This is a genomic window from Cetobacterium sp. ZOR0034 (assembly GCF_000799075.1).
In the GTDB taxonomy this organism is placed as follows: domain Bacteria; phylum Fusobacteriota; class Fusobacteriia; order Fusobacteriales; family Fusobacteriaceae; genus Cetobacterium_A.
This window is the reverse complement of the sequence record NZ_JTLI01000027.1, coordinates 1-23,571: the sequence shown is the minus strand read 5'-3', so window position 1 is coordinate 23,571 and position 23,571 is coordinate 1. Positions and strand designations below refer to the sequence as shown.

Genomic DNA, 23,571 nt, shown 5'->3' with positions numbered 1-23,571 from the left:
AAACAGGACTAAGAGAGCGTGGAGTAGAAAAGATTATTAAAATAGGGATGGTCTTTGCTAGCAAGATGCTAAAACTCTATGTGAAGTAGATTAGGATATAATGAAGATGATTCGTGATGAGCTGTTGAATCTGTTTTAGAGTGTGGTCTAATATATAAAAAAAGAGGTGGAGAGAGATGAAAGGTATAATTTTAGCAGGTGGAACAGGAAGTAGGTTGTATCCGGTGACGGCAGTTATTAGTAAGCAGGTGGTTCCAATATATGATAAACCTATGATATACTACCCTCTCTCTGTACTGATGTTAGCTAATATAAAGGATATACTACTTATAAGTACGGCAAGAGATATACCGATGTTTCGTGAGCTCTTAGGGGATGGAAGTACTCTTGGAATAAAGATAAGTTATGAGATTCAAGACTCGCCAAAGGGATTGGCTGAGGCCTTTATAATCGGAGAGAACTTTATAGGGAATGACTCTGTCGCACTTATTCTTGGGGACAACCTTTTCTATGGGCACGGATTCACTGGGATATTGGAACGAGCGAGCTCTTTGAAGAGTGGAGCCAACATATTTGGATATTTTGTTAAAAATCCAAAGGAGTTTGGGGTTGTGGAGTTTGCTGAGGATGGAAGAGTGGTATCTTTAGAGGAGAAGCCAGAGATACCAAAGTCAAATTACGCTGTTCCGGGGATATATTTCTATGACAACAGTGTGATAGAGAAAGCTAAAAGAGTGCTACCCTCAGAGCGTGGTGAGTTAGAGATCACCTCTATAAATAGGATGTATTTAGAAGAGGGGCGATTGAATGTTATCAATCTGGGTCGTGGAATGGCTTGGCTTGATACGGGGACCTTCGATGGGCTTTTAGAGGCGAGTAACTTTGTGAAGACGATTCAGAGTCGGCAAGGGATAATGATAGCGTGTTTAGAGGAGATAGCTTATCTGAAGGGGTGGATAGATAAAGAAACTCTGCTGAAAAGAGGAGCTGAACTTTCGAAGACAACATATGGAGAGTATCTTCTAAGTTGTATATAGTAGTTCTTTTTACTTGTTGACTTTTTAAAAAGTATATTATATACTTAAATTACCTTAAGGAAAACCTAAGGGGTTAAACCAATTTATTAAAAGTATTGAGCTTCAGCTCGTGTTCAGAATATTAGCCCTCATTATTGGGGGCTTTTATTCTGCCCTTGAACAAGGCAGAATACTTTTTAATAAATTGGGAGGTGTTAGAATGATTACATTCAATGTAAACAGCATAACATTAGATGGAGGAGCAATTGGATTGATAATTGTTATCTCTTGTTTAATGTGGCTAAATACTAGAAAGTAACACCGCACCTCATACCCCTTAGGGGGTAAGTGTTGAAATAGTTGAGCTGAGGATAAAAAATCCTTAGCTCTTTTTTTGATGAGAATTTTAGAATATGATATAATTAAAAAGAGAGATGAAAAGTATAGTTTAGTAAATGAAACAAGGAGTAGGTCATGATAAAAGGATTGGTATTGATAGAACCTAAGATATATAGTGATGAAAGAGGATTTTTCTATGAGTTTTTTAACTGTAAAACTTTGGAAAAATATAATATAGATGTAAATTTTGTACAGGGAAATTACTCGAAGAGTGGGTTTGGTGTTTTGAGGGGCTTACACTTTCAAAAAATTCAACTTCAAGCAAAACTTATAAGGGTTTTAAAAGGTGAGATTTTAGATGTTGTGGTGGATTTGAGAAATGATAGTGAAACTTTTGGTGAAATTTATAAAGTGATTTTGAGTGAGGAGAATAGAAAGCAACTCTATATACCAGAGGGATTTGCACATGGATTTTTGAGTTTAAAGGAAAACACAGAGATAGAGTATCTTTGTAGTGACTACTATGCACCCCAACATGAATCTGGAATTTTTCCGTTTGATTCGGATCTGAATATCGATTGGGAGCTAGAGAGATATGGTTTATTTCATGAAAAGTTGATAATCTCTGATAAAGATAAAGAGCTACCTAGTTTTAAAGAGTTTTGTGAGAGCTTAGAGGAAGGAGTAAATTTATGAAAAATGAAATAAAGTTATATGAGAGCGAAGATAAAAAAATAGAGTTAGAAGTAAATTTAGAAAATGAGACAGTTTGGCTAACTCAAAAGCAGATGGCTGAGTTATTTGATAGAGATGGAACTGTTATAGGTAGACATATAAATAATATATTTAAAGAGGAGGAGTTACAGGAGGAAAGCAATGTGCAAAAAATGCACTTTCCTAATTCGGATAAACCTATTGCATTATATAGCTTAGATGTGATTATATCTGTCGGATATAGAGTAAAGTCTAAAAGAGGGACTCAATTTAGAATATGGGCTAACAAGATATTAAAAGATTATCTTATAAAAGGATATGTTATAAACGAAAAAAAATTAAGAGAGCAAAGCGAAAAATTATCTCATTTACAAAAAACAATCGAAATTTTAAATAGGACAATAAATACTCAAAAAATAGAGTTAGATGAAGCTAAGGTGGTGGAAAAAAGATGATATTAATAACTGGTGGAGCGGGACAGTTGGCTACTGAATTCTCTAGGTTTTTTAAAGAGAATAGCATAGATTTTATAGCTCCTAAAAGAGCTGAGTTGGATATAAGGGATTTTGAAAAGGTAAGAGAGTTTGTAAAGAGTAATGATGTGACTCTAATTATAAACTGTGCTGCTTATAACTTTGTGGATAAAGCAGAGGAGGAGCCGGAGATGGCTTACTCTGTTAATGCCTTTGCTGTAGAGAACTTAGCTAAGGTGGCAAAAGAGTTAGATATAGAGTTTGTGACATATTCGACTGATTTTGTTTTTGATGGAGAAAAGATGAAACCTTACACTGAAGAGGATGAGGTAAATCCAATCTCTGTTTACGGGAAAAGTAAGGTTTTAGGAGAGAGACTAGCTTTAAAAGCGAACGATAAAACATATATATTTAGGGTGTCGTGGGTGTTTGGAAAAGGCGAAGCAAACTTTATAGAGCAGGTAAAGAGATGGATGGAGAGAGAGAAAATAGCTCTGGCGAGCGATCAAATATCATCTCCTACGAGTACGGTTGATATAGTTTGTATGACAATGAAGATGTTGGAGTTGAAAGAGAAAAGATATGGAATTTATCATCTAAGTGGAGAGGGAGAGGCCTCTCGTTATGAGCAAGGGCAGTATATATTGGAAAAGTTGGGATATAAAGGAGAGATAATCGAAGCTCGTTGTTCTGACTTTACGCCTTATGACATAAGACCAAAGTATTCGAAGTTATGTAGCTCTAAGATAGAGAAACTCTTGGAAATTCAGATTCCGAGTTGGAAGACACGAGTTGATGAGTACCTTGACTTTTATAAAAAAAAAGATTATAATTAAAATATAAAAATACAGAAGATATGAATATTAACGAGCAGGAAAGGCACCCTGCACGCTCTAGAAATAGAGTAACCAGACATGATGGATACGCCGCCCATCTAATTTCAATCAACTTACAAGGTGAGGTAGGATAATATCCTACCTCATTTACTTTATAGAGTTTGGAGGAGATATGCAAAGAGTAAGTAAAAGGTATCTTGTAACAGGTGGTGCTGGATTTATCGGTGCTAACTTTGTAAAATATATGTTAGAGAAGTATGAGAATATAGAGATAGTTATCCTAGACAAGTTAACGTATGCAGGAAATCTTGGAACTATAAGAGAGGAGTTAAAGGATAACAGAGTAACTTTCTTTAAGGGAGATATCTGTAATAGAGAGTTAGTGGAAAATATATTTATGGCACATGATATAGATGCAGTCGTTAACTTTGCTGCTGAGTCTCATGTGGATCGTAGTATAGAGAATCCTGGGATATTTTTAGAGACAAATATTCTTGGAACACAAAACCTGATGGAGGTTGCAAAATCTTTCTGGACTGTTGGAAAGGATGATAACGGCTATCCTATCTATAAAGAAGGAAAGAAGTTCCATCACGTTTCAACAGATGAGGTATATGGGAGTTTAGGTTTGAATGACCCGATGTTTACAGAGAGAACTCCACTTGATCCACGTAGTCCATATTCAGCATCGAAAGCTTCAGCCGATATGATGGTGGTGGCTTATGGTGAAACATATAAGTTTCCATTCAATATAACAAGATGTTCTAATAACTATGGGCCTTACCACTTCCCAGAGAAGTTGATTCCTTTAATCATCAAGAATATCTTAGCTGGTAAGAAGTTACCAGTTTATGGAAAGGGAGATAACGTAAGGGATTGGCTTTTTGTTATGGACCACTGTAAAGGAATCGATATGGTACTGTCTAAGGCACCAACTCACCAGATTTACAATATCGGTGGATTCAATGAGGAACAAAATATCAATATTGTAAAACTGACTATAGATACTATAGCTAGAATAATGAGAGATGAGCTAGAGTATAGATCAGTATTGACTACAGATGTAGAAAATATCAACTATGATTTAATCACTTATGTTCAGGATAGATTAGGGCATGACAGTCGTTACGCTATTGATCCTACAAAAATTGTAACTGAGCTGGGATGGTATCCAGAGACTGCCTTCACAGAGGGAATCGAAAAGACTATCAGATGGTATCTTGATAACCAAGCTTGGGTTGAAGAGGTAGCTTCTGGTGACTATCAGAAAAATTATTGAAAATTATTGATTTTTATTTCTAATAAGAGTATAATAAACTTAACAATAATTAATATTCAATGTTCGTAAGTTCATTGTATGAAAAAGAGCTAGGAGTGAGAAACTAGCTCTTTTTTAATCTCTGACTAGGTGCATCACTCACCTAGTCTTTTTTTATAAAATTATATTTAAAAACTTGGCTTAATACCAGCATAGAAGAGGTACAAGAATCTTCAACAAAAATATAGATTTGTTCATAAAATTATTCTAGAAGAGATTTTAAAAAAAATTAAAAAAATTTCAAGTTACAAAAAAATCAAAGATATTGTAGAATATAGTGATAGAGTTTTATCAAATTCTCACAATTTAAAAAACTTAGGGAAAGGTTATCATTCGTGATAACTTTTTTTTTAGGGGAAGATTGTTTGTTTTAGGAGGGGAACACGTGCGAATTAAAAAGATTTTTTTAATTTTTATTTTAAGTGTTATAAGTGTATTTGGAGGAGAAAAATATGCTCCGAGAAATATTAAGGAGCGGGAAACTCTTGAGAAAGCAAGAAAAGAGAGATATGTTTTGGGTTTGAGAACTCTTTATTTTGGAGAGGATAAAGTGGGTGGACGCTCATTAAACGATATAGCTAAAGAGCTTTTCGAGGATTATTTAGATTTGGATATAGAGATAAGGCAAGGGGATTGGCCAGAGATATATGAAGGATTTGTAAAGGGAGAGATTGATTTTATACCTTTTTTGACACGAACACCAGAGCGTGAAAAGTTAGCACTATTTTCAAATAAAATTTTAAATGAAACTTTGGTTGTTGTTGCTAAAGGCGAAAGATTGAATCACCTAGATGATTTAAAAGGAAAAGATGTCTATGTAACAAAAGATACAGTGTATGAAAGTTTTTTAGAGCGAATTAACTATAGAAATGATTTGGATTTGAATATAATAAGAGTGGATAGAATAGATAGAGATAGATATGCTAATTACGTGGATTCAGATATGAATCTGATAGAAAAAACGAATAAGTTAAAGATAGGAAAATTACCTAAAAATGCAATAGGAGTTCATAAAAAAAATATAGATCTATTGGAGATAATAAACAACGCTCTCGATGAAAAATATATAAAAGATATGAACGATTCTTTAGAGAATAGAAAACAAAGTGTTATTAAAAATAAATTTGATAAGGTTTTATCAGAGGATGAAAAGATATATATAAAAAATTTGAATCATCTAAAAATAGGTTATGCAAATGTAGAGGAGATAAGCTATATATCAAATGAAAACAACTATACTGGAGTTTTACATATTTTTTTAAACTATCTACTCAATAATTTAAATATAGTTTTTTGTGAACCTAAAAATTTAAGAGGTGCTGAATGGGATGAGAAATACTCTGAATTTGAAAATGGAAATTTAGATATACTAACTCTCTCGAAAACGAAGGAGAGAGAAGAAAAGTTTCTGTTCACACAAAAGTTGTGTTCTTTAAATGTATATAGAATAGATAATATAGAAGTCTTATATCAAAATAAAATTAAAGTTGGTGTATTAAAAGATACTGTTGAAGAGGAGATAGCAAAAGAACACTTTTTAGAATCTGAAATTGAGAGATATGTCGATAAAAATAGAATGGTAGCAGCTTTCAAAAATAGACGGTTATCATCAATAATAACGCTGACTACAGAGGGGTATGATTTAAACAGATTTGATATAAATGTTTTAGAACAGGTACCATTTAATTTGGCTTTGAGAAAAGATAATGTTATATTGAAAAATATCTTGGATAAAGCTTTAACAGAGATGGTAAATATGAATGAGTTTTTAGATATATCGAGTTTGGATAAGAAGAAAAATGATCTTAGAGAGCGGGAACGTTACCACAAATTGGTAAATGTAACGATTCCTTTTATAATAATTATATTTGTATTTGGAGTAAATCAAACAGTGAAAAATATGCAACAAAAAGAGGAAACAAAAGAGCTTTTAAGAGATGAGTTAACTGGACTTTATAGTAGAAGAGTTTATAATGAATTTTGTAAAAGTAACGATACTACTAGTGGAGTCACAATATTGTTAGATTTAAATAACTTTAAAAATGCAAATGATGTCTATGGGCATGATTGTGGTGATGAGATTCTTATAGAAACTGGGAGATATTTAAATGCTGTTTTTAAGGATGACTATGTATTTAGGATTTCTGGTGATGAGTTTTATGTATTCTCTTCATATGAATCTGTTGTAGAGATAAAAATAAAAAAATTGAAAAGAATATTTGAAGAATCACATTTGATGAGGAAATATGGAGTCACGTTTAGTTTGGGTTACTATTTTAAAAAGAGAGAAGTCTCTATGAGAGAGGCATTTAAATTTGCAGATTTAGCTATGTATGAAGCTAAAAGAGGGAAAAAAGAGTGGTATAAAAAGAGGAGGCTGGATAGTTAAATCCAACCTCTTCTTTTTGTGTGAATTATAGATTGTAGAAAGCTAAGTAAGCTCTGTAAGTCTCATAAACATCAAGTTTTGATGAGATCTCCATAGGTGCGTGCATAGAAAGTAGAGCAGGACCAACGTCGATAGTTTTAATCCCTTTTTGAGCTAAGAACATAGCAACTGTTCCTCCGCCACCCTCGTCAACCTTTCCAAGCATTCCGATTTGCCAAACGATATCATTTTTGTTTAACATATTTCTAATCTCTGCAACAAACTCAGCATCAGCGTCATTTGTACCACTTTTTCCTCTAGCACCAGTATACTTTGTAATAACTATACCGTTGTTCAGTTTAGCTGCGTTCATAGGATCGTGAACCCCTTTGAAGATAGGATCCATAGCAACGTTAACATCTGAAGATAAAGCCTTTGAGTTCCAAAGAGTTTTTTGAAGATCAAAAGCGTTGAAGTTACCTTTTACCTTTAAAATAAGCTCAGTTGTGAAATACTCTAAGTAGTTTGATTGAAGACCAGTTGATCCATTCGAACCAGTTTCCTCTTTATCAGCTAGGAAACACACAACAGTTCTCTTTGGAGTCGCCTTTAAATCTAAGATAGCCTTTAGTGATGTGTAAGCACAGATTCTATCATCCTGTCCATATCCAGCAACCATTGATCTATCTAATCCTAAATCTCTAGCTTTTCCAGCTGGAACAAGTTGTAACTCAGCTGAAACGAAATCCTCTTCACCAAAACCATACTTCGATTTTAAAATTTCTAAGATATGAGTTTTGATAAGCTCTTTTGATTCACACTCCTCTAAATACATAGGCATAGAACCAACTAAAATCTGTAGCTCCTCTCCTAGGAAAACTTCAGGAGCCTTTCTCTCAGCTTGAGATTTCCCCCAAAGGTGTGGAAGTAGATCAGGTATCATAAGGATAGGGTCGTTTTCACACTCTCCAATTGTCAAATCAACTTTTGTGCCATCCTCTAAGATAACAACTCCATGAAGAGCAAGAGGGATAGTTGCCCATTGGTACTTTTTGATTCCACCGTAGTAGTGAGTTTTCATATATGCTAAATCTAACTCCTCATATAGTGGATTAGCTTTTATATCAATTCTTGGTGAATCGATATGAGAAACAATATAGTTGATTCCTTTTAAAATATCATCCTCTCCGATAACACTTAAAACGATATTTTTATTTCTATTGATAAAATAAACTTTATCTCCAGCTTTTAAAGTTTCTACATTTTCAATGTGAACGAAGCCGTTTTCTTCAGCTAACTTTCTGCTGATCTCTACAACCTCTCTCTCTGTTTTCCCATCATCTAAGAACTTTTTGTAGTTTTCTGAGAAATCGAATATAACAGCTTTATCTTCAACTCTCTCTTTTGTCCAACCATTTTTTCTAAACATATTTTTCACCCCATTTAATTTCTGTTTGTTCAAGAGCGTTTAAGCTAAATGCTCCTTCTTATGAAGATACCCTATTTCGTATCTTTTGTAAATAGTTAATGCTAATAAAATGAAGAATACTGGTCCAATACTCATCCAGATTGTATCATCTATCTTTCCATTTAAAGCTGGTTCTACGATTGTAGCTATATTGGCAAATCCAACAAGTAGTACAGTGAAGAATGTAGCTATTTTAACTGAGAAATCAGTTTTAAATATAACGAAAGGTTTTTCAATCTTATCATTTTTCTTAAATATTGGGAATGCAGCTGCTATTAAAAGATATGGTATTGTCATAGCAACGTTTGTCATAAGAGTCAGCTTCATAAAGAAAGCCTCTGCTCCTTGACCACCGAAAGTTATTCCTAAAATAAATAGAACAACGATTCCCCATTGACACCACATAGCGTTTTGAGGCATTCCATCTTTAATCTCTGATATCTTAGCTGGCCACATCTCTTTTGGTGCTCCCTCAATCAGTTGCTTTAAAGGTGAGTAGATAAGAGTGAAGAAAGCTCCTGTTAAACAAAGAACTATAGATATACCCATATATCTAGACATGAACTGTCCGATTGTAACAGCTGTCGCTTCACTTAGATTGAAAGAGATAGCTATTTGATATCCAAGGTTTTCCATACAAACATATGAGAAGTTACCTATGTGAACATTTCCTTTATTGATTAAAAACTCCCAGTTAGTGAATATTCCAACAAAGAAGATTCCAATAGCATATCCAACAGCTATAACGATAGCAGCGATAGATATCCCTTTTGGGAAGTTCTTTTCTGGATTTTCTGTTTTATCAACCAATCCACCTACAACCTCGATTCCTCCATATGCAAAGATAGCAAATACTAGGAATGATGCTATAGATAATCCACTTAAGTAGTTCGGATTAGGTGATGTGAAGAAAGCACCGCTTATAGATTCGATAGGTTGTGCTAAAGTGAATCCGTTGTTGATGAAAACAATAAGTGAACCAAGAAGTAAAACTAAGTTTAAAAGTGTAACTGCAACCCCACCAATCGAAGCGATTTTAGTTATTTTATTTAAACCTTTTGAAGCTATATAAGTGAATGCTGTTATAAGTCCAACCCCTAAAAGACCCATACTCTGTGTTGAATTTAATCCAAATAGATTTAGCTGATGAGTTAAATCCTTTCCAAAAACAGCTGTAGATACAACCACCCAAATTCCAGAAGATATATTTACTAACCAAATAACGTATGATGAATACCACATAAATGTTGTGATGAATGCATATTTTGGTCCAACTGATTTCTCCATCCATGAGTAGATACCACCAGTCTCTTTTTTGAAAGCTGAACCATACTCAGCCATCATAAATGCGTAAGGAATAAAGAATAATACCCCAGAGAAGATATACCAAGGTATTGCAGAGTATCCCATAAGATAGAATGATCTTGGGATGTTATTGAAACCAAAAACTGAAGTGAAAATCATTAGAATCAATGGTATCAATTTCATTTTGTTGCCTGTGTGTGTGTTTGCCATTTTAACTCTCCCCGTTTAATGTTATTTTATTAAAATCTCACAGAGCGAATTATATTCCTTTATTTCTAAAAAGTCAAACTTTTTTGTTATAAAATATTGAAAATACTACATTTTTAGCACAGTTCATATAAAAATGAAATACCATATGTTTTTTACGTGTGTTTTTTTATATAAAAAATAAAATTACTTTAAGTTGTTAAAAAATGGTTTAAAAAAATAAAAAAGTTGACTTCTTTTGGACGATTATGTAAAATTAATTCAAAATCATTTGATAAATATGAACAACGGGAGGATTGACAGTGGAAATGAGAAAAAATACAACTGAGTATCTAAAGGTTCTTAATTCTAGAAACAGAAGTGGGCATCTTGAAGGATTATTCTTTAAAATGAGAACTGAGGATATGATTGTTGGAAATTAAATTCAATTTAGTTCTAAAAGTAAAATAGTTAGCGGAAGTGTGAAGTATACTGATAGCTATGGTTACGAGATTGTAAAAAATGTAAAAAATGTAATTCAAAATGGGGAATCTGTAGTTTTAGAGTTTGATTACTTTTACATGAAGGACTACGAATTAGAGATCAACGGTTATGATATATATGAATATGGAGTTGAGGGTGTTCAAATAGTTGCTCTTGACCAAACTAAATTTAAAGAGTCTGAAGACACACCTCACGGTCATCTCTTAGAAAACAGCAAGATGACTATAAAAAGTAATAAAAGTCATGAGGAAAACTTTGTAATTACAAATGCACTGAATGATAATGTTCACAGTATTTTCCAAAGTGAGCCTTACACAGCCGAAGGATTTGGAGAGGTTATCATAAAAACAGGAACAACTTGTTTAGTTGATCACTTTAAATTCTTCTCAACTATCTATGATACAAAAGTTTTAAACAACTACACAATCTCTTACAGAAGTTCTGAAGAGGATGCATGGAAAGAGTTTATAACTGTTGTAAACAATCACTCTCAAACAGCGACACATATATTTAAACCAGTTTTAGCTAATGAGTTTCGTATAGTAGTAACAAAGAGTACTGATAGCAAGATATTCTTAGCTGATGTAAGCATCACAAAATACTCAACAATCAGAACAGAACTGATGGATCTATTCACATCAGCATCTCTATCTAGATTGAAAAGCAACGTAACTCAAGAGACTATTGTAGCTTTAAAAGAGAGAGTAATCTACACTGAGGACTATATGAGAATGCTAGATATAGCTAGTGATCTATACATAGATAGAGAAAATATAGAAGCAAAAATTTTAAAATTAGATTTAAAAGAGATAACACTTGTTAACCATATCGCTTTTACAAACAGCAGAGATATTTTAAAAGGTGTTATTAAGTATAAGGACATAGCTGGAAACCTATGTTCTAGAAGACTTTATTGGTATCCAGAGGATATAACAAACGGTGTTGTAAGAATTGGTGTTGAGCATCCAATTATTGGAAAGCTGAGAATTTTAAGTGATGAAGTTGAGATTTTAATCTACGGAGCGAATGAGGTACAGTTTGTTGAGTATAAGTCACTGCCTTTAGATGGAGCTTTCCTGACTGAGGAGAAAGATACAGAGGTAGAGATAAACAAGTGCTATATGGATGGAACATTTGTAGAACCACTGATGGTTCTTTATGAGGATACTCCAATACATGGATGGTGTCCACCTTGTTATCCAGGTGGTCCAATGAGACCAGCTATCGATCCAATCGAAAACAATCTTTTAAGACTTGGAGATAAAAGAGAGGATAGATACTATAGAAGTCTTGATTTTAGATCAGCTGGATGTGCAGATATAAAAATATATCTACAAAAGGAGATGTTCGTTGGTCAAGTTGATATAATGAGCTTCTTTGCAGGGGAAGTTGGACATATCAATAAGTTTGAAATCTTAGCAGAGGATATCTCAGCTGCTAGACTTAGCTGGGATGAGGGAACTCACGATAGACAATGGGTAAGTCTAGGATTTGGAGAGAGAAATGGTATTACAAATGAGTATATGGTAACAAAGTTAAAGCCATACTACACAGATAAACTAATGGTTAGAATCCATGACGCTAAAGATTTCAAAGCTAGAATCAATGAGATGAGAGTATATCAATATACGACTTTAGACACTGAGGTAGATGCAATATTTACAGATGCAACTTATACTGCACTAAAAGCAGGTGTAACAGTTGAGACTGTAAAAGAGTTAGAGTCAAGAGCACTATTGAATGGTAGATTCACAGAAAGATTGGAGATGGCAAAGCAGATTTTAAATGCTCCAGCTGGTGAATCTGTAACTGTGGAGATACCTGTAGATGGAGTTAGAGTTTTCAATAAGATTCAGATATCTTCAGAAGGATTCCCATCTCACGTTGAAGTGAAATATTGTGATGCCTTAGGTGTAGAGAGAAGAAAAGAGTGTGAATATGTTTTAGAGCACTTCAAAAGTAGATCATTTGTAGTTGTACACCTACCAGTTCTTTGTGCTACAAAGTTAGAGGTTGTATTACATGGAGTTTCAATTGTAAATAATGTTACTACAAATGAGATGAATTTCGAATCATTCTTAGGTGAAACAGCAGAGGATTCAAAGATGGATCTAAATAGATCAACTTTACTTTCATCTCATGGAAAGTTTAATAATGTTGACAATTTAAGAGATGCATCATTAACGAGTTACTACACATCTGATTTCTTTACAAGTGAAGGGTACACAGATGTAACAATAAAGTTTGCAGATCTGTTCTTAGTTGACTCAATGAAACTTCTTAGCTACAGAAGCAAATCATCAGGGCTTGTAAGACAGTTTAAACTTTTAGTTAAAGAGCCTTTAACAGGTGAGTTAGTAGAGCTTGCAACTTCAGACTACTCAACAAACTATGTGAATGCTCACAAAGAGATTAAAGCAGTAGCACCGTATTTAACAAACGAGGTTGTTGTGAGAGTTTCAGAGGCTGAAAATGATTGGGCAATAATAAATGATGTAGAGATTCATAGATTTACAAAAGAGAGTTTATAAGATTTAAAAATCCCCCGTTTAAAAGTAGAGGTAGAGCATTTGATGCTCTACCTCTTTTGGTTTAGTTGTAAAACTATTTTAAAATTAAGCTCAGTTGAGATAGATCGAAGGTGTTGTCTAAGAAGTGCTCTCGATTTATCTTAACAAGAGGGATGTTCAGTTTGAGATTTTGTAAATCGTCGATTGTGATAAGATAATCCACTTCAAATAGATCCTCTAAAAGTGAGTTTATCTCATAGCTTTCAATTATTTTAACAACCTCGATAAATGAGAAGTTTTTTAAGTATTTTGACAGAAGATTTCCATACATATGGTCAAAGGTATCATCTACAATCACGACACGCTTATGCTTTGTTCTATCAACTTGACTATTCTCATAGTGATTTTTCAAAACTATTCCAAGGTATATGATATCTTCAGAGTAGAAGTTTAAAGAGAGTGAGGTTAAAATATCCTCAATTTTTTTATACTCCTCTTTTTGATGTTTATTTAGTCCGTAGACCTCCTTATTCTCATAGAAGTTATACTCACTTTTCAGCTTTCCAATTCTTAAAAGATTTGAAACTCTCATAACAGTTTGAAAATTTTGAGTCAAATCGATATTGAAAACACGATCGATCTCTTTTATCAGCTTAGATGTCAGCTCATCTAACTCGTCGTAGCTCTTTGTATCGAGATAAAAAAGAGTTTCAATAATAGAGTCTAACTCATAGGTTTTTAAATAATCAAGACCTCGAGCTTTTAAAAACTTTGCAGTTTTTCCATAGAACTTATGAGATATAACTTTTTCTTTTGGTATATACTCATTCTCAAATGTAGATTTATTTTCTCTCAGAGGATTGATTAGAAGGATAGCTACAATTTTATAGAAATCCTCAGTCACAAGAGTCACAGATATTCCATTTAAAAGTCTAAGAACAAAGTTTTTATTGAACTCTATCGTATCCTCGTGGAAGTAGTTGTTTATTAAATCTGTGAAAAGATTGTGGTTTATATTTTTATTTATAAGATACTTTGTCAGATGAATACTGAAAAGTTCACGGATGACTCTCTCATCTCCATCTAAAAATATACCCTTTCCTGAAACGCTATCTATTTTTAGATTTTTACTTTCTAAATACTCTTTTATATCTTTTAAATCGTAGTTAAGTGTTCTTCTAGTGGTTTGAATTTTATCGGTATTGTCATTTAAATTGATTGTATTTTCAAAAAAAAGTTGTAGTAAAAGATACTCCTTTCTCTCTGTAACAGATAGAGGAGCAAATTGTAAAATCTCTTTGATTCTACTTATAGTACAAGGTCTTAAGAAGAAAAGATCCTTTATCTTTTGAATTCCTTGAATTTTATAGCTAGCTAAAAAGTCATTTATAATATTTATATTGTTATCGATAGATCGTTTTTTTATATGTAAAATTTTCTCTAAATCAGAGTAACTAAATCTGTTTAGTGAGAAAAATAAACTTAGTATATACAGGGATTTTTTATTTAAAAACATCACTTTTGTCCTTTCTTAAGAGTGTAGAAACTCAAACGTTAATAGTAATATTCTACAGTAAAATCACAATATATACAAATAAAAAAAAGCTCAGTAGTTGAGAATACTCTCTACTACTGGGCTTTCGTATTATAACAAACTAAGATAAAGATTATCTAACTTTGTCTAACTCTTTTTCAGTTACGAACATTGAGTGGTTTCTTGATTTGATGTGTAATCCATCTTTTACTCTGTCTAATTGGATAACTACAGCTCTATCTTCGCTAGCGATTAATCCGTTTCTCTCTAAATCTCCAACTGAAGTTACTTTTCCGATTCTAGTCATAGCTTTTAATATATCAACTTTTCTAACTTGGAAGCTTAAGTTAGGTATTTTAGATTCAAATCTGATTTGGTTTCCTTTGTCATAAGTTCTGATTTTTGTAACTGTTCCGTTAACAACTCCAGCAAAAGCTGATAAGCTTAAAGTAGCTGCTAAAACAAGCATTTTTATTTTTCTCACTGTTATTCCTCCTAAAATATATCAATCTATGTTAATTATATAAGAAAGTGAAAAAATTATCTATTTGAAATTTTATGCAAACTTTATTGTAATAAATTTCAAATTATAGGGATTCTTAAAAGATAAAGGAAATCCTTCTTACTTTTAAACATAATAAGGTCGGTAAAAGTGAGATAGAAATCCTCTTTTGGTGTATAACCCTGTTCTTTTATCCAAACTAAAAGTTTTTCAACAATATCATCCTCTTCAAAAATTCCTTTTCCATATACACATACATACCTACCTGCAGGAATGATGACAGAAAGGTTTGCACCCTCCTCTCTCATACTAACAATAAGATGGTCTTTTGTAAATCTATTTTTTTCAAAATTGTTAAATGATACTTTGAAACCTCTCAGAACAGGATGAAGGTTGTTAGCTAACTCAAAATCATCCACATTTTTAAGAGCTTTGTGTAGCTCTGGCAGAGAGTGGGTAGCTCCTCCGAAGATAACCCCTTTGATACCAGGGGTTTCCTCGATAAATGGAATACCAACTTTCTGCTCAAGCTCAAAGCTAGTTTTAAATCTATTACAAGCTTCAATCAGGTCCTTCTCAACACTTTTAAGTCTTTTTATCTCGGCTTTTGTATCTAAAAGAACCTTTTGAAAAAGCTCTAGAGTGTGGTCATAGTTCATATTTTCAAAATGACTTTTGATATATTCGATTGAGAAGCCCATATTTCTCATATGGTTTATAATTTTTAGCATTATAATCTGCTTTGGAGTGTAGTATCTATAGCTTGTTTCCTCATTTTTAAAGGCTGGAGATAGAAGGCCAACCTTATCATAATATCTCAGTGTAGATATTGGAATATTTGTAGATTTAGACACATCTCCAATTGTAAAAAAGTCATCAAACATATTTTCTCCTATCTTTTAATAATTTTTTTTACGAATTTTTTCAAGTCATCTACTAAGTAGTAGAACACTGGAATAACTATAAGTGTAAACAGTGTAGCTGTTGAAAGGCCAAAGATAACAACGAATGACATACCAGCGTACATCTCTGATCCATCTCCGTTACTAAGAGCAAGAGGAATCATTCCAAGAACAGTTGTCAGTGTTGTCATAAGAATCGGTCTAAGTCTTGTTTTACCAGAGATTATGATAGCTCTATTGATACTGTCTCCTCTCTCTCTTCTGATATTGATAAAGTCGATTAAAACGATGGCGTTGTTTACAACTATACCAGCTAGCATAACGAATCCAACGACAACCATAGCATCTAAGTTAACTCTGAATAGTGCTAAACTATAAAGTGCTCCCATAGTTGATAGAGGGATAGATAGAATTATGATAAATGGTAGAATAAACGATTCAAACTGCCAAACTAGTATGAAGTAAACTAAGAAGATAGCTACAAGGAAACTGATAACCATCTGAGCTCCCATCTCAGCCATATCTGCAGAATCTCCACCAAATCCATATGTTACACTTTCAGGTGGCGATAGCTCATCAAAGGCTGCGATAAGAGATGTCTTAGCTCCTTGAAGATCAGCTCCACTTTCTAAGTTAGCATAAAGAACAACTTTTTTCTTTTTATCTTTCTTCTCAATCTTTGATGGCCCCTCTTCGATAGAAAGAGTTGCAATATCAGAGATTCTAATATTTTTTCCATTGTCTAAAGTGATTCTAGAATCCATTAGAAGATCAGTTGATGTTCTATATTTTCTTTGAAGTTGAACAGTTACGTCGATCTCTTGGTTATCACTGTTTATAGTTATAGGTTGATCACCTAGAATTTGAGTTTTAATCATAAGAGCAAGAGTTTCAATATCCACTCCGTAGAACTTAGCTTTCTCTCTGTCTACTATGATTTTACCTTCGGGTTTACCGCCCTCAAATGACGATGATATATCTGTGATTCCATCTATATTATACATCCTAGATTTTAGTTGCTCAGAGATTTCACGTAGTTGAATCTCATTGTCAGAGTAAAGTTCAAACTCTAAATCATAGATTCCATCCGCACCGAATACATATGATGGAACAATGGTTAAAACTACATCCGGGATACTCACGAAGGTCTCTCTCAGATTTTTCATGATATCTGTCATACTCTCATCTCTAGATGTTTTTAAACCAGCGTTTATATTTACGATGGCGTTAGTTGTATCACCAGACATTGTATAAGATTGAGCAACAGAGATATTTTTAACTTTATCCTCCAGAATAGTTCCAATTCTATCACTCATATTTATATCAGCACTTGAAGGTAACTTTGCAACAACGGCGAATCTTCCCTCGTCACTTGTAGGAATAAATCCTCCACCCAAAGTTGAAGCAGCAAAGATTGATCCTACGAAAAGAAGCACAGTTCCAATAGCAGCGATCCCTCTATTTTTGATACTCCATCTTAAAATAGACATATATACTCTTTTTACTTTTTTAATAACTTTTCCTTCTGAAGTCAGATCCTTTTTCTCATTTAAAATCTTACTCGAAGCCATAGGTACGAAAACTAAAGCGACAATCAGTGACGCAAGAAGCGAGTATGAGATAGAGTAAGATAGATCTTTAAACTGCTCTTTAGCCATTCCCTCTTGGAAAACGATAGGTAAAAATACCGAAACCGTTGTAAGAGTTGAAGCTAAAACAGGCAGTCCCATCTCAGCAGCTCCATCCATTGCCGCTTCAACTTTACCTTTTCCCAGTTCGGTCATATGTCTATAGATATTATCTAGTACAACAACCGAGTTATCCACAAGCATTCCTATTCCTAAAGACAGTCCCATCAGTGATACAAGGTTTAGTGTTAGCCCCTGAGCATTTAGCAGGAAGAATGTAAATATTATAGAGATAGGTATTGCAACCGCTATAACGATAGTTGCAGATATACTTTTCAGGAATATGTATAGGATAATAGAAGCTAAAGCTAGTCCTATGAATCCAGTTTCTTTTACGTTGTTTATAGAGTTCATGATGATAACAGTTGAATCGAAATCGTAATCCACATGAGAGTTTAAAGGTACAGAGTTTTTAACACTGCTTAAAACTTTATTCACAGATTGAACAATCTCAATAGCGTTTCCATCATCTGTTTTAGCAACAACGATTACAAGTCCATCCTCTCTATTTTTTCTGAATAGGTTTGAAGGATCTTTTGTATCAATTCTAACATCGGCTACATCTTTTAATCTTAAAAGATGACCGTTACTATTTCTTAAAATTATGTTTGCAATCTCATCTGGAGTTTTAAGTTCACCTTGAACTTTTATATAGAACTCCTTCTCTCCCTCTTTTACTTGTCCTCCTGGGATAGTCGTACTAGCCTTAGAGATTATATCAGAAACCTGCATAACATTCAGGTTATAGTTTTCAAGTTTTTCAGGATCGATCTCAACTAAAACCTCTTGCTCTTTTCCTCCGAAGATGATGATTTGAGAAACACCCTCGATTCTTTCAAGAAGTGGTTTTAAAGAGTTCTCAGCGTAAGTTCTAACCTCCATCGGGTCTCCACCGGACATAGTTAAAACAGCAGCTGGAATAGAACCCATAGATTGCTCTCTGATAGATGGTTCCTCTATATCAGATGGCAGCTTACTTTTAATCTGGTTAATCTCATTTTGAATAAGAGTTATCTTTGTTTCAATATCAGTACCATACTTAAATTTAACGTTGATTTTAGATGTCTCAGAGCTTGAAGTTGATGAATACTCTGTGATACCATCGACATTTGGAAGGATATCCTCTACTTTTTTTGTAATCATCTTATCGACATCTTCAGGAGTAGCTCCCTTCCACTCAATAGTGACTCTAACAGTTGGGTTAGCTGTGTTTGGCATCATCTCGATAGGCATCTTAGAAAGACCTAAGAATCCGAAGAATATCATAGAGATAACTACCATAGTTGCCGTTGCTGGCTTTTTAATGGAAAATTCTGAAAGTATTCTCATACTAAATCTCCCTCACTTTGTCGTTGTTATTTAGAAGGTATTGACCCTGAACAACAATCTGATCTCCCTCTTTGAATTCGTTGAAGAATATCTCTTGAAGATTTCCCTCTGAAACTCCACGGTTAACCTTATATATAGAAACAACTCCATCTCTAACAATAGCTACATATGAGTAAAGGTCTTTTATCATAACAGCTTCCTTTTGAACGAAAAGACCGTTAACCTCAGCACCGACCATCTCAACTTTTCCATACATACCTTTTAAAAGAGTTTTATCCTCATTAGGAAGGGCTATTTTAACTTCAAATCTCTTTGTATCAGAGTTAGCTGATAGATTGATCTCACTTACTGAACCAATCACAGTTTTATTAGCAGCAGAGACTGTAACTTTTGCAGCCTTACCTTTATATATACCACCGATATCCTCTGGACTGATAGCGACAACAATCTCCATCTCATCATTTTGAACAACAGTTACAAGGTTAGTTCCAGAGTTAATTTTTTCATCTTTTTTTACATTTAAATCTGTGACAACACCACTGATACTTGAAGTTACAAAAAGTCTTTTGAAGTTGTCGTTAGCTCTGATGTATGATGCCTCAGCGATTTTTAAATCACCTAAGCTACTTTCCATCTTGTTTTTAGATTCTAAATATAACTCTTCAGATATCAGCTTTTTATTGAAAAGAGTGCTGTATTTATCAAAAGATGTTTTATTTGTATTGTAGCTCGATTTAGCTTTTATAAGAGTTCCCTCAGCTTCGTAGTAGCTCGCTTCAGTAGCGGCATCAGTCAGAGTTAAAATAGTGGCTCCTGCTTGAACAGAGTCTCCATTTTTATATTTTATATCTTTTACATATCCCCCAGTTGGAGTTACAATCCCTATCTCCATCTTAGGTTTTATATCTCCGTTATATGTTTTTGTTGTATTTACAGTTTGAGTTTTTAACTCTTGAAGTTTTACATCTTTTACAACTTCAGGTGCAGAAACTTCAGTTTTTTTGTCGCTACCACATCCAACTAAAGCTAGAGTAAGAAGTAGTGCTGATAATATTTTTTTCATTGAATCCTCCTATTTTAATAGTGACAAGTATTGTTGGTAGTAGATGAAGTAATCAAGTTGTGAGTTTATATGAGTGATCTGTGCATCTCTTAACTCAGACTCAGTTTTTAAGAAATCAACTGTATCTATGATTCTATTGTTGAACTTCTCCTTATCTATATTGTATGTTTCAAGCGCTGTAAGCAGAGCTTTCTCATTTGTTTTTATAGTCTCTTTAGACATATTCAAATCTAGGTAAGCTGTTGTAATCTCTCTTTTTAGAGTTTCTAAAGAGTCGATTTTAGATAGCTTTTGTTTGTCGATCTCAAGAGAGCTTTCTTTATATGAATCCATTCCGCTTCCGAAGTTGAATATATCCCATTTCACTGTGACACCAACTTTCCATTGCCAATCCTCATTTGCTCTAGAGTAGCTTCTATCCTCTAAAGATTCATACCCATACTCTAAATCGACTTTAGGTAAAAATGTACTTCTTGTACTCTTTGCATTATACTCACTTATAGTGATATTTTTATCTAACTTTTGTGCAAGAGTACTATTTTTCATAGCAGAATCGATATCTTTTGCAAGGTCGATACCATCAGTACCAAAGTTAGTGATCTCCATCTCTTTAAGTGTAATATTTTCATCGATATTTAATCCTAAAAGATTTTTAAGGATAAGCTCTTGAGTTGTGATACTATTCTTTACCTTTATAATAGATGTTTCAGTAGTATAAAGTGATGTTTCTATTCTTAAAACTTCACTTTTATCCACAAGGCTTAAGTTGTAGAACTCCTTTATTTTATTTAGTTCCTCACTTTTCTCTTTTTGAGATGCTTCGTAGACAGCTAAACTCTTCTTCAATTGAAGAGTAGTGATATAAGATTGTATAACCTCAAGAGTTAGGTTTATACTTTGGGCGTTGTAGTCGTTCTCTTCAAACTCTCTTAAAGCTTTACTGCTTTTAGCGTTGTAATATATCTCACCACCACTGAAAAGAGATTGTGATACATAAACTCCATTTTGGAATGAGCTATCTAGATTTCTAGATTTATCATAATCAGAGTACGTTCCTTGAGCTCTAACAGATGGCAGAGCATTTTTGATTTTTACATTTTCATTTAGCTTTTTTTGTTGTACGCTGATCTTCTTCTCTTTCAGTTGTCTGTTATTTTTCTTAGCTAAATCAATAGATTCATCTAGGGATAACTCTCTAGAAAAAGAGGCGATACTGAAAGCAAAAAATAGCAAAAGATATTTTTTCATAGCATCTCCTTTTAAAAAATTTATTTCACAATAGTGAATTATAAACTATAAAGTAAGTTGAGAGTCAAGAGAATAAAAAAGAAAAATGGAGAGTGTTTAGCTCTCCATCTATTAGAATGATAGTTTATAAAAAGTTGGATTGTTTATAGGTGATTGAACGAACCCTTTAACCTCTTTTCTAATACCAGCACTTGCAGGCATAAAGTAGATTGGAAGGATAGGTACCTCTTCGTTCATAATGTCTTGAGCTTCTGCATAGAATGCAGCTCTTTTCACTGGATCAAGTTCAACTTTACCAGCGTCTAAAAGCGCATCAAACTCAGGATTGTTAAAGAAACTTCTATTTCCAGATGATCCCATCATCGAGCTATGAAGCATAGAACCCATTCCGTAGTCCGCATCTCCAGATGAGTTAGACCAACCTAACATAAATAGATCACATTTTCCTGTAGCTGTCGCATTTAGGAAGGCTGCCCATTCAAGAATCTCGATTTTTACATTGATTCCAATCTCTTTTAATTGGGCTTGGATAATCTCAGCCATCTGTTTTCTAAGTTCATTGTTACTTGTAGCAAGAACTAACTCTAAATTTTGGTGACCAGATTCAGCTAAAAGTTTTTTAGCTTCTTCAGGGTTGTAGTCAAAAGGTTTAGTTTCTTTTGAGTATCCAACAACTCCAGGGCCTAAAATACTGTTAGCTTTTTCAACAGCACCAGCTAGAACAGCTTCAATCATAAGGTCTCTATTGATTCCCATAGCGATAGCTTGTCTAACTCTTTTATCTTGAAGAGCTCCTTTAGAAACATTGATTCCAAGGTATCCAACTCCAAGCGAGCTGATCTCTTCAACTCTAACATCCTCTCTATCTCCAAGAATTTTTCTTCCGATAGAGTCGATATCTCCAGTTATATGGTGTTCTCCAGTTTCAACAGCTATAACTCTACTGTTTTCCTCTGGAATTGGTCTAACCTCGATAATCTCAATAGCTGGCTTTCCTCTGAAGTAGTCGTCATTTCTTTTTAAAGTCATATATGATCCAGGCTTCCACTCAACTAATGAGTAAGCTCCAGTTCCCATAGGAGAGTGGTTAGTATCCTTTGTATTTTCGTAATATTTTTTATTTAAAATAGATGCTGTTATATGTGTTAAATGGTGAATCAGTGAACCAGATGGTCCGTTTGTTTTAACAATAGCTGTATATTTATCAGGAGTTTCGACACTTTCAATAGCTGAGTATAGAGTTCCAACTTTTGCTGATTTTTTAGCGTTTTCAAGAGTGTATTTAACATCTTCAGATGTCAGCTCCTCTCCATTTTGGAATTTAACCCCTTTTCTTAGATTGAACTTTAACTCAGTTGGAGAGATTTGCTCCCAGCTTTCAGCTAGTCCAGGCACTATGTTTAAAGATTCATCAGTTTCAATAAGTCTGTCAAAAATGTTAGATATTATTCTTCTTGAGTATACATCTGTAGCTTCGTGTGGATGAAGAGTAACAGATTCGCTACTTTGAGTATAGATAAGTTTATTTGGTGTAGATGCTGCTGCTGATCCTTTTTCAGCCTCTTTCTCTTTACCACAACTAACAAAAAGTACTATTAACAAAAGAAAATTCAATAATTTTTTCATATAACGCCCCCTTATTGTTTTTTAATAATTAGAACTATAGTATCAAAAAAAAAGTATAGCGTCAAATTAAATTTTTATATATTAACTATTTAAAAATAAATTACCAAAAACGAAATCACAAAATTTGAAAAAAATTGATGCATTTCAAAAATTATTATTTGAAAAGAAAAATTGAAATATTTAAAAATGAAAAGTAATGTGTTAACATAAGACAATAATGAAATTTTTTTTTATTATTTTTAGCATCTTGGCGAGTGAGCGAAAGCTCATCTTTTTGGGTCGTTTGTATAGTTAAGGGGGCAAAACTATGGATGAAAGAGATGTAATATTGGCAAAAAATGGTGACAGTGAAGCTATGGAGAAGGTTTTCTTGAAGTATAAGAGTGATATTTTAAGAAATAGTAGACATCTTTTTATAAAAGGTGGAGATATAGATGATCTGTTACAGGAGGGGTATATTGGTCTAATAAAGGCCATCAAATCGTATGATCAAAGTAGAGAGGTGTGTTTTAGTACTTTTGCTAATCTGTGTATAAAAAGACAGATTATTACAGCGGTTAAGTCATCAAACTCAAATAAGAACTTGAAATTGAATACATCGATAATTGGGGATAAAGATGTAAACTTAGATGATCTAGCACA

The 23,571-nt window shown here is 33.5% G+C and carries 17 protein-coding genes; 8 read left to right on the top strand and 9 right to left on the bottom strand.

The window, feature by feature from the left end; genetic code table 11:
• Positions 1-176 precede the first annotated feature (176 nt).
• From rfbA to L992_RS06605, 6 genes are all read left to right on the top strand, one after another.
• Positions 177-1,037: a glucose-1-phosphate thymidylyltransferase RfbA gene (gene rfbA, locus L992_RS06630; protein ID WP_047395161.1), complete on the top strand. Its 861-nt coding sequence runs from the start codon at positions 177-179 to the stop codon at positions 1,035-1,037.
• 453 nt (positions 1,038-1,490) lie between these two features.
• Complete coding sequence (gene rfbC, locus L992_RS06625) at positions 1,491-2,051, top strand: dTDP-4-dehydrorhamnose 3,5-epimerase (RefSeq protein ID WP_047395158.1); 561 nt, start codon at positions 1,491-1,493, stop codon at positions 2,049-2,051.
• Complete coding sequence (locus L992_RS06620; RefSeq protein WP_052193929.1) at positions 2,048-2,524, top strand: virulence RhuM family protein; 477 nt, start codon at positions 2,048-2,050, stop codon at positions 2,522-2,524. The genes rfbC and L992_RS06620 overlap by 4 nt, the downstream gene beginning before the upstream one ends.
• Positions 2,521-3,378 (top strand): dTDP-4-dehydrorhamnose reductase, encoded by an 858-nt coding sequence (rfbD, locus tag L992_RS06615; RefSeq protein WP_047395155.1) that lies wholly within the window; start codon positions 2,521-2,523, stop codon positions 3,376-3,378. Before L992_RS06620 ends, rfbD begins: the two co-directional genes overlap by 4 nt.
• Before the next feature lie 172 nt (positions 3,379-3,550).
• Positions 3,551-4,657, top strand: a complete 1,107-nt coding sequence (gene rfbB, locus L992_RS06610; protein WP_047395152.1) for a dTDP-glucose 4,6-dehydratase — start codon at positions 3,551-3,553, stop codon at positions 4,655-4,657.
• Between the two features lie 424 nt (positions 4,658-5,081).
• Complete coding sequence (locus tag L992_RS06605) at positions 5,082-7,085, top strand: GGDEF domain-containing protein (RefSeq protein WP_047384824.1); 2,004 nt, start codon at positions 5,082-5,084, stop codon at positions 7,083-7,085.
• 25 nt (positions 7,086-7,110) lie between these two features.
• On the opposite strand, the gene L992_RS06600 is transcribed toward L992_RS06605, so the two are convergent.
• Positions 7,111-8,493, bottom strand: a complete 1,383-nt coding sequence (locus L992_RS06600) for an aminopeptidase (protein ID WP_047395150.1) — start codon at positions 8,491-8,493, stop codon at positions 7,111-7,113.
• A 39-nt stretch (positions 8,494-8,532) separates the two neighbouring features.
• Positions 8,533-10,047, bottom strand: coding sequence for a glutamate/gamma-aminobutyrate family transporter YjeM (gene yjeM / locus L992_RS06595; protein WP_047384828.1), 1,515 nt, complete (start codon positions 10,045-10,047; stop codon positions 8,533-8,535).
• Positions 10,048-10,505: 458 nt separating this feature from the next.
• On the opposite strand from yjeM, the gene L992_RS06590 reads away from it, so the two are divergent.
• On the top strand, positions 10,506-13,058 hold the full coding sequence (locus L992_RS06590; protein WP_047395147.1) for a hypothetical protein: 2,553 nt from the start codon (positions 10,506-10,508) through the stop codon (positions 13,056-13,058).
• A gap of 73 nt (positions 13,059-13,131) precedes the next feature.
• Here the strand turns inward: L992_RS06590 and L992_RS06585 are convergent, their stop codons facing one another.
• The 7 genes from L992_RS06585 to L992_RS06555 form a co-directional block, all read right to left on the bottom strand.
• Positions 13,132-14,553, bottom strand: coding sequence for a helix-turn-helix domain-containing protein (locus tag L992_RS06585; protein WP_047395144.1), 1,422 nt, complete (start codon positions 14,551-14,553; stop codon positions 13,132-13,134).
• A gap of 151 nt (positions 14,554-14,704) precedes the next feature.
• Positions 14,705-15,055, bottom strand: coding sequence for a hypothetical protein (locus L992_RS06580; protein WP_047384832.1), 351 nt, complete (start codon positions 15,053-15,055; stop codon positions 14,705-14,707).
• Positions 15,056-15,153: 98 nt separating this feature from the next.
• Positions 15,154-15,957: a MerR family transcriptional regulator gene (locus L992_RS06575; protein WP_047395142.1), complete on the bottom strand. Its 804-nt coding sequence runs from the start codon at positions 15,955-15,957 to the stop codon at positions 15,154-15,156.
• Positions 15,958-15,965: 8 nt separating this feature from the next.
• Positions 15,966-18,992 carry an efflux RND transporter permease subunit gene (locus tag L992_RS06570; protein ID WP_047395139.1) on the bottom strand — a complete coding sequence of 1,009 codons (3,027 nt, stop codon included), beginning with the start codon at positions 18,990-18,992 and terminating at the stop codon, positions 15,966-15,968.
• Between the two features lies 1 nt (position 18,993).
• Positions 18,994-20,055 (bottom strand): efflux RND transporter periplasmic adaptor subunit, encoded by a 1,062-nt coding sequence (locus tag L992_RS06565; RefSeq protein ID WP_047395136.1) that lies wholly within the window; start codon positions 20,053-20,055, stop codon positions 18,994-18,996.
• A 9-nt stretch (positions 20,056-20,064) separates the two neighbouring features.
• Positions 20,065-21,303 (bottom strand): TolC family protein, encoded by a 1,239-nt coding sequence (locus L992_RS06560; RefSeq protein ID WP_047384839.1) that lies wholly within the window; start codon positions 21,301-21,303, stop codon positions 20,065-20,067.
• A gap of 111 nt (positions 21,304-21,414) precedes the next feature.
• On the bottom strand, positions 21,415-22,929 hold the full coding sequence (locus L992_RS06555) for an ABC transporter substrate-binding protein (protein WP_047384841.1): 1,515 nt from the start codon (positions 22,927-22,929) through the stop codon (positions 21,415-21,417).
• Positions 22,930-23,236: 307 nt separating this feature from the next.
• On the opposite strand from L992_RS06555, the gene L992_RS06550 reads away from it, so the two are divergent.
• Positions 23,237-23,571, top strand: a 335-nt coding sequence (locus L992_RS06550; RefSeq protein ID WP_047395133.1) for a sigma-70 family RNA polymerase sigma factor, incomplete at its 3' end; no start/stop codon positions are given.